The organism is Streptomyces subrutilus (assembly GCF_008704535.1).
Taxonomy (GTDB): Bacteria; Actinomycetota; Actinomycetes; order Streptomycetales; family Streptomycetaceae; genus Streptomyces; species Streptomyces subrutilus.
In genome coordinates this window covers 5,506,787-5,519,728 of the sequence record NZ_CP023701.1, presented here as the reverse complement: position 1 = coordinate 5,519,728, position 12,942 = coordinate 5,506,787, and the positions used below count along the sequence as shown (strand labels likewise).

Here is a 12,942-nt window from a genome sequence, read left to right as displayed (position 1 = left end):
CGGCCCCGGCCGCGTACGCCGCAGGGGGCGCCGCGCGGTGTGCGCGGCGCCCCCTGCGGCTCCTGCGGTCAGTGCTTCCCGGTACCCGGGGCCTGGTCCCCGGCCGGTGCGGCCGGGTCGGCGGCGGAGCCGTTCTTGGTCAGGACCGTCGACTTCGGCTCGGCGGCGGCGCCGTCGGCCTTCGCGGGGGCGTCCTGCGGACCGGCGTCCCCGGACCCGGCGCCGCCCTCGGGCGCGTCCTCCGGCTCGGCGCCCCGGGAGCCGGCGTCCTCGGACGCGGCGTCCTTCGGCTCGGCCTTCCCGGACCCCGTGTCCTTCGCGGCGCCGTCCCCGGCCGCGGCACCCTCCGTGGCGGCGACGGGCTCGGCGTCCTTCGCGGACGGGTCCGGCTCGGCGTTCGGTTCCACGACCTCCTCGCGGCCCGGGCGCAGCCTGGCCGACAGCACCAGGTAGACCACGGCCAGGACGAAGACCACGATCGAGGTCCACACGTTCAGGCGCAGGCCCAGGATGTGGTGGGCCTCGTCGACGCGCATGTACTCGATCCAGCCGCGGCCCACGCAGTAGGCGGCGACGTACAGGGCGAAGGCCCGCCCGTGGCCGAGCCTGAAGCGGCGGTCGGCCCAGATCACCAGCAGGGCGACGCCGATGCACCACAGCGACTCGTACAGGAACGTCGGGTGGTAGGTGCCGGCGTCGCGGTTCGGGCCAGCGCTGATCTCCACCGCCCACGGCAGGTCGGTGGCCCTGCCGTACAGCTCCTGGTTGAACCAGTTGCCCCAGCGGCCGCAGGCCTGGGCCAGGGCGATGCCGGGGGCCAGGGCGTCGGCCCAGGCCGGCAGCGGGATGCCGCGCAGCCGGCAGCCGATCCAGGCACCCACCGCGCCGAGCGCGATGGCACCCCAGATGCCGAGGCCGCCCTCCCAGATCTTGAAGGCGTCGACCCAGTTGCGGCCCTCGCCGAAGTAGAGCTGGTAGTCGGTGATCACGTGGTAGAGGCGGCCGCCGACCAGGCCGAACGGCACCGCCCACACGGCGATGTCCGCCACCGTGCCCGGCCTGCCGCCTCGCGCGACCCACCGCCGGTTGCCGAGCCAGACGGCGACGAAGACGCCGATGATGATGCAGAACGCGTAGCCGCGCAGCGGGATCGGTCCGAGATGGATCACGCCGGTCGACGGGCTGGGGATGTAAGCAATGTCCATGGCAGAGCTGACGCTACCCTGCCGGGCGGTGCGTACGGCAACCGCCCGGCAAGCCGCAACCAAATCCACACATGGCCCGCGGGCCGGTCAGTCCTGCGGCGCGTCGGCCGGGCTCGCGGTCGCGGAGCCCTTCGGTGCCGTCCGCGCGGCGCTGCCGGAGGCCGTCGCCGACGGGGTGGCCCGGTTCCGGGATCCGGAGCCGGAGCCCGGGGCGGAGGCCGTCGCCGACGGGGTGCCCGCCGACGGCGGGGCTTGGCCCGCGCCCTTGGCCGCGGCCTCCACCTGCTCCTTGAGCTTCTGCGGGGTCAGCGGGTTGGCCTGGTCGGAGAAGATGTCCTTGCCGTCGAGGAGCACGGTGGGGGTGCCGCGGAATTTGCCGGTCCGGAACGCCTCGTGCGACTTGGCCACCCAGCTGTTGTGGGTGCCGTCCTCCACGCAGCTGCGGAAGGCCGGGGTGTCGAGCCCGTCCACCTTCTTCGCGAGCTCCAGCAGCCGGGCGTTCTTGCCGTAGGCGTCGTTCACCTCTTCCGGCTGGTTCTGGAAGAGCACGTCGTGGTACGCGGGGAACTTGCCGGCGTCCTGGGCGCAGGCCGCCGCGTTGGCCGCCTTGAGGGAGCCGCTGCCCGTCATGTTCCCGTCGATGAGGGTGACGATGTGGTAGTCCACGTTGAGCAGGCCCCGGGCCTCCAGGTCGTGGACGGTGGCGCGGTAGTTGTCCTCGAAGGACTTGCAGGCCGGGCAGCGGAAGTCCTCCCAGACGGTGAGCGTGGACGGGGCGCCGTCCTTGCCCGTGCGGATGGCGAGCGCGTCCTTGCCGCTCGCGCCGGAGGGGGCGACCACCGGGCCCGCCTTCTCGCCGCCGCCGCTCTTGCCCGTGTTGGCCGCGATCAGGCCGACGACGGCGGCCAGGCCCAGTACGCCGACCACCGCCGCCGACACGACGAGGGTCCGCCGCCGCTTGTCCCGGGTCTTCTCCCGCTCGCGCTCCGCTTGGAGCCGCTCCCGGGCCGATCGTTTCGTCGCATCGCGGTTCGCACCGTCGTTCTTCTCGCTCACGTTCCGCCAAACGAAGCGGGGAGGCACTCGCGTGCCTCCCCGCTCCCACTTCCACCCGATCGGGCTACGGAACCCGCCCGGGAACCGCTCCCCGTCAGCTCCTGCGTACGCCTTCCGCAAGCTCGCCCGCAAGCGCCCGCACCGCGGCCAGCCCGGCCGGCAGGTCCGGCGCGTCCAGCAGCAGCTTCACGAAGGCCGAGCCGACGATCACCCCGTCGGCGAACCCGGCGACCTCCTTCGCCTGGACGGCGTTGGAGACGCCCAGGCCGACGCAGACGGGCAGGTCGGTCGTGGCGCGGGTGCGCCGGACCAGCTCCTGGGCCTGGTCGCCGACCGAGGCGCGGGTGCCGGTGACGCCCATCAGGGAGGCCGCGTAGACGAAGCCGGAGCCGGCCGCGGTGATGGTGGCCAGACGGGCGTCCTTGCTGCTGGGAGCCACCACGAAGACGGTCGCCAGACCGTGCTTCTCCGCGTGCTCGCGCCACAGCCCGGACTCCTGGACCGGCAGGTCGGGCAGGATGCAGCCGGCGCCGCCCGCCTCGGCGAGCTCCGCGGTGAACCGCTCGACGCCGTAGCGGTCGATGGGGTTCCAGTACGTCATGACCAGGATCGGCGCGCCGGTCGCCTCGTGCACCTCGCGCACGGTGCGCAGCACGTCGGCGATCTTGACGCCGCCGCGCAGGGCGATGTCGTCGGCGGTCTGGATGATCGCGCCGTCCAGGACCGGGTCGCTGTGCGGGAGGCCGATCTCGACCACGTCCGCGCCGCCCGCGATGACGGCCTTGGCCGCCTCGACGGCGCCGTCGACGGTCGGGAAGCCGGCCGGGAGGTAGGCGACGAGGGCGGCCCGGTCCTCGGCCTTGGCGCGGGCGAGCGTGTCGCTCAGCAGCTGGATGGTGCCGGTGCTCACTTCGTCTCCCCGTCGACGTCGTACAGCCCGAAGTAGCGGGCGGCCGTGTCCATGTCCTTGTCGCCGCGGCCGGACAGGTTGACGACGACGAGGCCGTCCCTGCCCAGCTCCTTGCCCAGGTCGAGCGCGCCGGCGAGGGCGTGCGCCGACTCGATGGCCGGGATGATGCCCTCCGTGCGGGAGAGCAGGCGCAGGGCCTGCATCGCGGCGTCGTCGGTGACCGCGCGGTACTCGGCGCGGCCGGAGTCCTTGAGGTAGGAGTGCTCCGGGCCGATGCCCGGGTAGTCCAGGCCGGCCGAGATGGAGTAGGGCTCGGTGATCTGGCCCTCCTCGTCCTGGAGGACGTACGACCGGGAGCCGTGCAGGATGCCGGGCTCGCCCGCGGTCAGCGTGGCCGCGTGCTCGCCGGTCTCGACGCCGTGCCCGGCGGGCTCGAAGCCGACGAGGCGGACGTCCGCGTCGGGGATGAAGGCGTGGAAGAGGCCGATGGCGTTGGAACCGCCGCCGACGCAGGCCGCGACGGCGTCGGGGAGCCGGCCGGCGCGCTCCAGGATCTGGCGGCGGGCCTCGACGCCGATCACCCGGTGGAAGTCGCGGACCATGGCGGGGAAGGGGTGGGGTCCGGCGACCGTGCCGAAGAGGTAGTGGGTCCGGTCCACGTTGGCGACCCAGTCGCGGAACGCCTCGTTGATGGCGTCCTTCAGGGTCCGGGAGCCGGACTTCACCGCGATGACCTCGGCGCCCAGCATGCGCATGCGGGCCACGTTCAGGGCCTGGCGCTCGGTGTCGATCTCGCCCATGTAGATGGTGCAGTCGAGGCCGAAGAGCGCGCAGGCGGTGGCGGTGGCCACGCCGTGCTGGCCGGCGCCGGTCTCGGCGATGACCCGGGTCTTGCCCATGCGCCGGGTGAGCAGGGCCTGGCCCAGCACGTTGTTGATCTTGTGCGAGCCGGTGTGGTTCAGGTCCTCGCGCTTGAGGAAGATCCGCGCGTTGCCCGCGTGCTCGGCGAACCGGGGCACCTCGGTGAGGGCGCTGGGGCGGCCGGTGTAGTTGACCATCAGCTCGTTGAGCTCGGCCGTGAAGGTCGGGTCGCCCTTGGCCTTCTCGTACTCGACGGCGACCTCGTCCACGGCGGCGACGAGCGCCTCCGGGATGAACTTGCCGCCGAAGTCACCGAAGTAACCCTCGGTGTCGGGAGTGTGACCCTCCGGGTCCGGGATGAAGAACTCGCTGGACATGTCCAGTGCTCCTACGGGTGCGTGGTGCGGCGGAAGTGGTCTTCACCGTAGTGCGCCGCCCGCCCGTGGCCCACACACCTTTCGGCGTGCCTGAATACGGTGCGGAGCGGCCCGTGCCCGGAGCCGGCGGCTCGGGGTCGACGGGCCGTACGGGGGCCGTGCGGCGTCCACCGCGCGGCGCTCCTCGTTACGGCGCGCTGCCGCGCCGCCATCGCATGCCGTTGACCTGACCGGGCTCGGAGCCGATCACGTACCGGACCCGCCGCCCGTGCACCCGCCGGGCCGGGGCGCGGCAGCCGCGGGGGCGGCAGCCGCGCGCCAGCGGCGCGTGCGCCGTCGGCACGCCGACCGGGCCGCGGCGGCCGGGTCGGGTGCGGACGGAGGGGCGGTCGTGGTTCACGGGACGGGTCAGCTCCGCCCGTGGCGCAGGGCGGGGTGGGCGCCGGCGGCGACGAGGTCGGCCACGGCCGCCTTCGGGTCGCGTCCGGTCACCAGGGACTCCCCGACGAGGACGGCGTCGGCGCCCTCGTTGGCGTAGGCGATCAGGTCGTGCGGCCCGCGGATGCCGGATTCGGCGATCTTGACGATGTGGGCCGGGATCTCCTGGACGACGCGCTCGAAGGTGGAGCGGTCGACCTTCAGGTCCTTGAGGTTGCGGGCGTTGACGCCGATGATCTTCGCTCCGGCGGCGACCGCGCGCTCCACTTCCTCCTCGTCGTGGACCTCGACGAGCGGGGTCAGGCCGATGGACTCGGCCCGCTCGATGAGGGAGACGAGGGCCTCCTGCTCCAGGGCCGCGACGATCAGCAGCGCGAGGTCGGCGCCGTAGGCGCGCGCCTCCCACAGCTGGTACGCCGTGACGATGAAGTCCTTGCGCAGGATCGGGATGTCCACGCGGGCGCGGACGGCCTCCAGGTCGGCCAGGGAGCCGCCGAAACGGCGCTGCTCGGTGAGGACGGAGATGACCGCCGCACCGCCCGCCTCGTAGTCGGCGGCGAGCCCGGCCGGATCGGCGATGGCGGCCAGCGCGCCCTTGGACGGGCTGGAGCGCTTGACCTCGCAGATCACCTTGACGCTGTCACCGCGCAGTGCGGCGACGCCGTCCTTGGCCTGGGGCGCCTTGGCGGCACGCTCCTTGAGCTCGTCGAGGCTGACGCGGGACTGCCGTTCGGCAAGGTCTTCGCGGACCCCTTCGATGATCTCGTCGAGCACACTCACGCGAGCGGCCCCCTTCCGGGTCGATGACGGTCGGCCGCCTTGCAGACACGTTCCACCGCAAGGTCGGCACTCAAATGGTATCCGCAGCCCGCGCCGCCCTCCGCACCCGGTTGACCGCGTCCCAGCAATTGGACATTCGGAATCGGGGCTTCACAGCCGCTGCGCGCGGACCTCAGGGCGCCAGCGCGGAGCCGAAGGGAAAGTTCCGGACGACCGCGAAGACCAGGGCCGCGGCGCCCAGGACCCACCAGTACGGCGGCTTCACGGCGAGCCGCGGAACCGGACCGCCGCGGACGGCGCGGACCAGCCACAGGGCGGTGAACGCGGCGAAGACGAGATAACCGGCGACCGCGAGGGCGTTCGCCCCCACAGCGGTGGCCAGATCGCCGTGGGCGAACGCGTGCGCGCTGCGCAGGCCCCCGCAGCCGGGACAGAGCACGCCCGTCAGCCGGAAGAGCGGGCAGACCGGGTAGTGGCCCGGTTCGTTCGGGTCCACGGCGCCGACGTACGCGAAGGCCGCGACGGCCCCCGCCAGGGTCAGCGCCGGAGCGGCCAGCCGGCGCGCCCGGGAGGGCCGTACGGGGGGTCCCGGGGCCCCGGGAGGCGGGGGCGGCGGTACGGCTTCGGGAGTGCGGGAGGCGTCCACCCGGCGATTCTCCCCGGTCGTGCCGAAAGGCGCAGCCCGGCGGGGCCGCGCCTTCCTCAGGACCGCCCGCTCAGACCTTGACCGTGGTCTTGGAGGCGGCGATGACCTCGGCCAGGTCGCGGTGCGTGGTCTTCGGCGCGCCCATGCCCGCCGCCTTCATCGCCATGCCGACGACACCGCCGAGGACGACGACGACGAGGCCGGCCCAGAAACCGAGCGGGTTCGCCAGCACCATGAAGGCGCCGGAGATGCAGAAACCGATGAAGGCGATCATTACACCGGTCCAGGCGGCCGGGGTGTGTCCGTGGCTAGTGCCCGCCATGAGTTGCTCTCCTCGTTGATCTGTCGCACGTGCTGTGTCGAACGCTCGGTGTCATTGTCCCGCACCGGGCAGGGGGGTCGGTCAGCGGGTCGGGTCCTCGCCGCGGTCCAGAGCCTTCCACAGATCCTCCGGCCGGTCGGGGTCGACCGGCGCGACCGTACGGGTACGAGGACTGCCGTCGCGCTCGTAGCGTCCGCCCATCGAGGGCCACGCCTTCCCGAACCGCAGCGCCAGCAGCCCGGCGAGCAGGATCAGGGCGCCGCCGGCCGCCGTGACGTGCGGCCACGCGGTCTGCGTCAGCCCGGCCACGTGCGCGGCCGCGTCCGCCGTCGTCCGGGCCGCCTCGGCGTCCAGGGCCTGCCGGCCGTCGGCGGCGAAGAGCGCGGCCAGCACGGCGCCGAGCCCGCTGAGCGCCAGCAGCCCGGACACCAGGAGCCGGCTCCTGCCCCGTACCGCGAACACCGCGACCAGCGCGGCGAGGCCCACGATGGCCAGGGAGGCGGGCAGCCCGGTGACGGCCCGCCCGTCGGCGGTCAGCGGCAGCGCGTCGGAGCCCAGGGCCGCGGTGCCGCGGGCCCAGGTCCGGCCGGAGGCCAGCAGGACGACGGTGGCGCCGAGCGCGCCGAGCAGCAGGGCGGCGGCCACGCTGCGGCGGCCGCCGCGGCGGCCCGCGTCCGGTGCGGCGTCCGGCGCGGCGTCGGCGTTCGGTGCGGCGCCTGCGGTGTGCGCGGCGTCGGGGTCGTGCGCGGCGTCGGCGGCGGCATCGGTTCGGGGCGGGGGTACGGCACTCACGTACCCCACTATCCCCTACGCCCTCAGGCGCCGTGGAGGCGGTTGGCCGCTCCGACCGCGCGGAGCACGGCCGCCGCCTTGTTGCGGCACTCCTGGTCCTCCAGCTCCGGCACCGAGTCGGCCACCACCCCGGCCCCCGCCTGGACGTACGCCGTTCCGTCGCGCAGCAGCGCGGTGCGGATGGCGATGGCCGTGTCGGAGTCCCCGGCGAAGTCCAGGTAGCCGACGCAGCCGCCGTACAGGCCGCGGCGGGAGGGCTCCAGCTCCTCGATGATCTGCATGGCCCGGGGCTTCGGCGCGCCGGAGAGGGTGCCGGCCGGGAAGCACGCGGTGAGCACGTCGAAGGCGGTGCGGCCCTGCGCGACCCGGCCGGTGACCGTGGACACGATGTGCATGACGTGCGAGTACCGCTCCACGGACATGAAGTCGACGACCTCGACGGAGCCCGGCTCGCAGACCCGGCCGAGGTCGTTGCGGCCGAGGTCGACGAGCATGAGGTGCTCGGCGCGCTCCTTGGGGTCGGCCAGCAGTTCCTCGGCCAGCTCGTGGTCCTCCTGCGGGGTCGCCCCGCGGTGCCGGGTGCCGGCGATGGGGTGGACCATGGCCCGGCCGTCCTCGACCTTCACCAGCGCCTCGGGGCTGGAGCCGACGACGTCGAAGCCGTTCTCGAAGCGGAACAGGTACATGTACGGGGACGGGTTGGTGGCCCGCAGCACCCGGTAGACGTCCAGCGCCGAGGCCCGGCACGGGGTCTCGAACCGCTGCGAGGGCACCACCTGGAAGGCCTCGCCGGCCCGGATCCGCTCCTTGACGTCCTCGACCGCCGCCCGGTACTTCTCACCGCCCCACAGCGCGGAGAACTCCGGCAGCTCGGAGACGGGCAGCGGGGTCGGGGTGTAGGGGGCGGGCCGCGCCAGGTCGGCCTCCATGGTGTCGAGGCGCGCGACGGCGTCCGCGTACGCCTCGTCGACCCCTGATTCCAGGTCGTTGTGGTTGATCGCGTTCGCGATGAGCCGGACGGTGCCGTCCCAGTGGTCCAGGACCGCCAGGTCCGAGGTGAGCAGCATGGTCAGCTCGGGCAGTTCGAGGTCGTCCGTGGTGTGCTCGCCGATCCGCTCCAGGCGGCGGACGATGTCGTAGCCGAGGTAGCCCACCATGCCGCCGGTGAACGGCGGCGCCCCGCCCGCGGCGTCGCGGGGGGTGTGCAGGGCCTCCACGGTCGCCCGCAGCGCGTCCAGCGGATCGCCGCCGGTGGGGACGCCCACGGGCGGGGTGCCGATCCAGTGCGCCTGGCCGTCGCGCACCGTGAGGGTCGCGTCGCTGCGCACGCCGACGAAGGAGTAGCGGGACCAGGAGCGGCCGTTCTCGGCCGACTCCAGCAGGAAGGTCCCCGGGCGTTCGGCGGCGAGCTTGCGGTAGAGCCCGACGGGCGTGTCCCCGTCGGCCAGCAGCTTGCGGCTCACGGGGATGACGCGGCGGTCGGCCGCGAGCTTGCGGAACGTCTCAAGATCCATGGCGTGCGAAACCTACCTGTTCTCGGCAGCGGCGATCGGGAGGACGTCGGTGTCGAAACAGGTCCGGGTGCCGGTGTGGCAGGCGGCTCCGACCTGGTCGACCTTGACGAGTACGGTGTCCGCGTCGCAGTCGAGGGCGACGGACTTCACGTGCTGGAAGTGGCCGGAAGTATCCCCCTTCACCCAGTACTCCCGCCGGCTGCGGGACCAGTAGGTGCAGCGGCCGGTGGTCAGCGTGCGGTGCAGGGCCTCGTCGTCCATCCACCCGAGCATGAGCACCTCACCGGTGTCGTACTGCTGGGCGATGGCCGGTACCAGGCCGTCGGCGGAACGCTTGAGGCGCGCGGCGATGGCGGGGTCGAGGTTGCCGGGGCGGGAGGACGTACTCATGCGGCCATTGTGCCGGGCGGGCGGCTCCGCCGAGGATCGCCGTCCGCCTGATGAACGGGCACCGGGCCGGTTCCGGCCGTAGGCTGGCCCGCATGTCTACCCATGCGAAGCGTGAACGCCTGCTGCTGGCGGACCTGTTGGAGTCGGCCGGACCGGAGGCGCCGACGCTGTGCGCCGGCTGGACCTGCCGGGACCTCGCGGCACACGTCGTGATCCGCGAGCGGCGGCCGGACGCCGCGGGCGGCCTGTTGCTGGGCGCGCTGAAGGCGCGGCTGGAACGGACGATGGCGGAGTACACGGCCAAGCCGTACGAGGAGCTCGTCCAGCTGATCCGGACGGGCCCGCCGAAGCTGTCGGTGTACGCGCTGAAGCAGGTCGACGAGGCGGCGAACGCGGTGGAGTTCTACGTGCACGCGGAGGACGTCCGGCGGGCGCAGCCGGACTGGTCGCCGCGGGACGTGGACCCGGTGTTCGCGGACTCCCTGTGGTCCCGGCTGGAGAAGCTGGCCCGGCTGACGGGGCGGCGCTCGCCGGTGGGCCTGGTCCTGCGGCGGCCGGACGGCCGGACGGCGGTGGCGCGCAAGGGGGTGCCGGTGGTGACGGTCACGGGCGAGCCCGGTGAACTGACGCTGTTCTGCTTCGGGCGGCAGGCCGCGGCGGCGGTGTCGCTGGACGGCGAGCCGGAGGCGGTGGCGAAACTGGCGACGGCGGAACTGGGCCTCTGACGCCGGGGCGCCGGGTGCGCGGGCGCGGGCCTGGGCGGGGCCCGGGCCCGGGCGGCCTCGGCTCGGGCCCGGGCGGTACCGGTACGCGCCTCGGCGCTTCGTCCGCTTCGCCTGCGGGGACACCCGCCACCGTCCCCGCACCCCCACCAGCCCGGGTCCGTCCGGGGGCCGTGGGGCGGGGCTCTGACGGGGACGGTACGGGTAGGCCGCCGGCCCCGCCCCCGACGGAGTCACCCGGTCAGCGGATCGGGTGGCCGGCCTCCTGGAGGGCGGCCTTGACCTGGGAGATGCGGAGGTCGCCGAAGTGGAACACGGACGCCGCCAGCACCGCGTCGGCACCCGCCGCGATGGCCGGCGGGAAGTGGGCCAGCTCGCCGGCGCCGCCCGAGGCGATCACCGGGACGGTGACGTGCTTGCGGACGGCCGCGATCATCTCGGTGTCGTAGCCGTCCTTCGTGCCGTCCGCGTCCATCGAGTTCAGCAGGATCTCCCCGGCGCCCAGCTCGGCCGCCCGGTGGGCCCACTCGACCGCGTCGAGGCCCGTGCCCCGGCGGCCGCCGTGCGTGGTGACCTCGAAGGTGCCGGCGGCGGTGCGCCGCGCGTCCACGGACAGGACGAGCACCTGGCGGCCGAAGCGTTCCGCGATCTCCTGGATGAGTTCGGGGCGGGCGATGGCGGCGGTGTTCACACCGACCTTGTCCGCTCCGGCGCGCAGCAGCCTGTCCACGTCGTCCGCGGTGCGGACCCCGCCGCCCACGGTGAGCGGGATGAAGACCTGCTCGGCGGTGCGGCGCACCACGTCGTAGGTGGTCTCGCGGTTGCCGGAGGAGGCGGTGATGTCGAGGAAGGTCAGCTCGTCGGCGCCCTCGGCGTCGTACAGCTTGGCCATCTCCACCGGGTCTCCGGCATCGCGCAGGTTCTGGAAGTTGACGCCCTTGACGACCCGGCCGTTGTCCACGTCCAGGCAGGGGATCACGCGTACCGCGAGGGTCATGCGGACTCCTCCCCCACCGGGCCGAAGGCCTCGACCTCCACCTCGACGACCATGCCCGGGTCGACGAAGCCGGAGACGATGATCATGGAGGCGGCGGGGCGGACGGCGTCGAAGAGCTCCTTGTGGGCGCGGCCGACGTCGTCCACGTCGCGGGCGTGGGTGATGTACATCCGGGTGCGCACCACGTGCTCGGGGCCGAGTCCGGCCTGGGCGAGCGCGTCGAAGGCCACGCCGAAGGCGGCGACGGCCTGGTCGTACGGGCCGCCTCCGTCGGCCGCGGTGCAGCCGGAGACGAGGACCAGGCCGTTGGGGAGGCGGACGGCCCGGGAGTAGCCGATGGCGTCCTCGTAGGGGCCGCCGGAGGAGATGCGGCGTACGGCGTCCGAACTCATGCGGAGACCACCTTCAGGGCTTCTTCCAGGGTGAAGGCCTTGGCGTACAGGGCCTTGCCGACGATGGCGCCCTCCACGCCCTGCGGGACGAGCGCGGACAGGGCGCGCAGGTCGTCGAGGGAGGAGATGCCGCCGGAGGCGACGACGGGGCGGTCGGTGGCGGCGCAGACGTTCTTCAGCAGCTCCAGGTTGGGGCCGGTGAGTGTGCCGTCCTTGCCGATGTCGGTGACGACGTAGCGGGCGCAGCCCTCGGCGTCGAGGCGGGCGAGGGTCTCGTAGAGGTCGCCGCCCTCGCTGGTCCAGCCGCGGCCCTTGAGGGTGGTGCCGCGGACGTCGAGGCCGACCGCGATGCGGTCGCCGTGCTCGGCGATGGCCCGGGCGGCCCACTCGGGGGTCTCCAGGGCGGCGGTGCCGAGGTTGACGCGGGTGCAGCCGGTGGCGAGGGCCGCGGCGAGCGAGGCGTCGTCGCGGATGCCTCCGGAGAGTTCGACCTTGATGTCCATGGCGCCGGTGATCTCGGCGACCAGGGCCCGGTTGTCGCCGGTGCCGAAGGCGGCGTCGAGGTCGACGAGGTGGAGCCATTCGGCGCCGGAGGCCTGCCAGGCGAGGGCCGCGTCGAGCGGGGAGCCGTAGGAGGTCTCGCTGCCGGACACCCCGTGGACGAGGCGGACGGCCTGTCCGTCGCGGACGTCGACCGCGGGCAGCAGCTCAAGGGTCTTCGGCATCAGAGGGTCTCGATCCAGTTGGTGAGGAGCTGGGCCCCGGCGTCGCCGGACTTCTCGGGGTGGAACTGGGTGGCCCACAGGGCGCCGTTCTCCACCGCCGCGACAAAGGGTTCGCCGTGGGTGGCCCAGGTGACGCGGGGGGCGCGGATGGCCGGGTTGGTGACCTCCAGGCTCCAGTCGCGGGCCGCGTACGAGTGCACGAAGTAGAACCGGGCGTCGGCGTCGAGGCCGGCGAAGGCCTGGCTGTCGGCGGGGGCCTCGACGGTGTTCCAGCCCATGTGGGGGACGATCGGGGCCTTCAGCGGGCCGACGGTGCCGGGCCACTCGTCGAGGCCCTCGGTCTCGACGCCGTGCTCGATGCCCCGCTCGAAGAGGATCTGCATGCCGACGCAGATGCCCATGACGGGGCGGCCGCCGGAGAGCCTGCGGCCGATGATCCAGTCGCCGCGGGCGTCCTTGAGCCCCCGCATGCAGGCGGAGAAGGCGCCGACGCCGGGGACGAGGAGTCCGTCGGCGTCCATGGCCCGGTCGTAGTCGCGGGTGATCTCGACGTCCGCGCCGACGCGCGCGAGGGCGCGTTCGGCGGAGCGGACGTTGCCGAAGCCGTAGTCGAAGACGACGACCTTCTTGGTGGGTCGGGTGGTGCTCATTCCCAGATTCCTTGGATGCGCAGGACTCCGGCGGCGAGGCACATCACGGAGCCGAAGGCGAGCAGGATGACGACCGAGAGGGGCATCTTCTGCTTCTGGAAGGAGTACACGCCGCCGGCCAGGAAGAGGCCGACGACGATGAGGATGGTGTTGAGGCCGGTCACG

The 12,942-nt window shown here is 73.5% G+C and carries 17 protein-coding genes; 1 reads left to right on the top strand and 16 read right to left on the bottom strand.

What is annotated here, in order from left to right; all coding sequences use genetic code 11:
* Positions 1 to 68: 68 nt before the first annotated feature.
* The 11 genes from lgt to hisI form a co-directional block, all read right to left on the bottom strand.
* Entirely contained in the window at positions 69 to 1,205 is a 1,137-nt protein-coding gene (gene lgt, locus CP968_RS24450; protein ID WP_167536844.1) for a prolipoprotein diacylglyceryl transferase, read from the bottom strand.
* A gap of 87 nt (positions 1,206 to 1,292) precedes the next feature.
* A complete protein-coding gene (locus CP968_RS24445; protein ID WP_150520041.1) occupies positions 1,293 to 2,261 on the bottom strand; it encodes a DsbA family protein in 969 nt (322 codons plus the stop codon).
* Positions 2,262 to 2,355: 94 nt separating this feature from the next.
* On the bottom strand, positions 2,356 to 3,171 hold the full coding sequence (trpA, locus tag CP968_RS24440) for a tryptophan synthase subunit alpha (protein ID WP_150520040.1): 816 nt from the start codon (positions 3,169 to 3,171) through the stop codon (positions 2,356 to 2,358).
* Entirely contained in the window at positions 3,168 to 4,409 is a 1,242-nt protein-coding gene (trpB, locus tag CP968_RS24435; RefSeq protein ID WP_150520039.1) for a tryptophan synthase subunit beta, read from the bottom strand. The genes trpA and trpB overlap by 4 nt, the downstream gene beginning before the upstream one ends.
* 187 nt (positions 4,410 to 4,596) lie before the next feature.
* The gene (gene trpM, locus CP968_RS35020; protein ID WP_373304068.1) at positions 4,597 to 4,752 is read right to left on the bottom strand and encodes a tryptophan biosynthesis modulator TrpM; all 156 of its coding nucleotides are present in this window, start codon (positions 4,750 to 4,752) and stop codon (positions 4,597 to 4,599) included.
* Between the two features lie 65 nt (positions 4,753 to 4,817).
* Positions 4,818 to 5,627 (bottom strand): indole-3-glycerol phosphate synthase TrpC, encoded by an 810-nt coding sequence (gene trpC / locus CP968_RS24425; RefSeq protein WP_150520037.1) that lies wholly within the window; start codon positions 5,625 to 5,627, stop codon positions 4,818 to 4,820.
* Positions 5,628 to 5,799: 172 nt separating this feature from the next.
* Entirely contained in the window at positions 5,800 to 6,273 is a 474-nt protein-coding gene (locus tag CP968_RS24420; protein ID WP_150520036.1) for a DUF2752 domain-containing protein, read from the bottom strand.
* 70 nt (positions 6,274 to 6,343) lie between these two features.
* Positions 6,344 to 6,595, bottom strand: a complete 252-nt coding sequence (locus tag CP968_RS24415; RefSeq protein WP_150520035.1) for an HGxxPAAW family protein — start codon at positions 6,593 to 6,595, stop codon at positions 6,344 to 6,346.
* A gap of 81 nt (positions 6,596 to 6,676) precedes the next feature.
* Positions 6,677 to 7,396, bottom strand: a complete 720-nt coding sequence (locus CP968_RS24410; RefSeq protein ID WP_150520034.1) for a TIGR02234 family membrane protein — start codon at positions 7,394 to 7,396, stop codon at positions 6,677 to 6,679.
* Between the two features lie 14 nt (positions 7,397 to 7,410).
* The gene (locus tag CP968_RS24405; protein ID WP_150520033.1) at positions 7,411 to 8,901 is read right to left on the bottom strand and encodes an anthranilate synthase component I; all 1,491 of its coding nucleotides are present in this window, start codon (positions 8,899 to 8,901) and stop codon (positions 7,411 to 7,413) included.
* Between the two features lie 12 nt (positions 8,902 to 8,913).
* Positions 8,914 to 9,291, bottom strand: a complete 378-nt coding sequence (gene hisI, locus CP968_RS24400) for a phosphoribosyl-AMP cyclohydrolase (protein WP_150520032.1) — start codon at positions 9,289 to 9,291, stop codon at positions 8,914 to 8,916.
* Positions 9,292 to 9,383: 92 nt separating this feature from the next.
* Here hisI and CP968_RS24395 point away from each other — a divergent pair, with 92 nt between their 5' ends.
* The gene (locus CP968_RS24395; protein ID WP_150520031.1) at positions 9,384 to 10,016 is read left to right on the top strand and encodes a TIGR03085 family metal-binding protein; all 633 of its coding nucleotides are present in this window, start codon (positions 9,384 to 9,386) and stop codon (positions 10,014 to 10,016) included.
* Between the two features lie 238 nt (positions 10,017 to 10,254).
* Here the strand turns inward: CP968_RS24395 and hisF are convergent, their stop codons facing one another.
* The 5 genes from hisF to CP968_RS34190 are packed head-to-tail and all read right to left on the bottom strand — an operon-like array spanning position 10,255 to position 12,941.
* Positions 10,255 to 11,010 carry an imidazole glycerol phosphate synthase subunit HisF gene (gene hisF, locus CP968_RS24390; protein ID WP_150520030.1) on the bottom strand — a complete coding sequence of 252 codons (756 nt, stop codon included), beginning with the start codon at positions 11,008 to 11,010 and terminating at the stop codon, positions 10,255 to 10,257.
* Positions 11,007 to 11,402, bottom strand: coding sequence for a RidA family protein (locus tag CP968_RS24385; protein WP_150520029.1), 396 nt, complete (start codon positions 11,400 to 11,402; stop codon positions 11,007 to 11,009). The genes hisF and CP968_RS24385 overlap by 4 nt, the downstream gene beginning before the upstream one ends.
* Entirely contained in the window at positions 11,399 to 12,127 is a 729-nt protein-coding gene (gene priA / locus CP968_RS24380; protein ID WP_150520028.1) for a bifunctional 1-(5-phosphoribosyl)-5-((5-phosphoribosylamino)methylideneamino)imidazole-4-carboxamide isomerase/phosphoribosylanthranilate isomerase PriA, read from the bottom strand. The genes CP968_RS24385 and priA overlap by 4 nt, the downstream gene beginning before the upstream one ends.
* Positions 12,127 to 12,777 carry an imidazole glycerol phosphate synthase subunit HisH gene (hisH, locus tag CP968_RS24375; protein WP_150520027.1) on the bottom strand — a complete coding sequence of 217 codons (651 nt, stop codon included), beginning with the start codon at positions 12,775 to 12,777 and terminating at the stop codon, positions 12,127 to 12,129. The genes priA and hisH overlap by 1 nt, the downstream gene beginning before the upstream one ends.
* On the bottom strand, positions 12,774 to 12,941 hold the full coding sequence (locus CP968_RS34190) for a hypothetical protein (RefSeq protein ID WP_167536843.1): 168 nt from the start codon (positions 12,939 to 12,941) through the stop codon (positions 12,774 to 12,776). Before CP968_RS34190 ends, hisH begins: the two co-directional genes overlap by 4 nt.
* Position 12,942 lies beyond the last annotated feature (1 nt).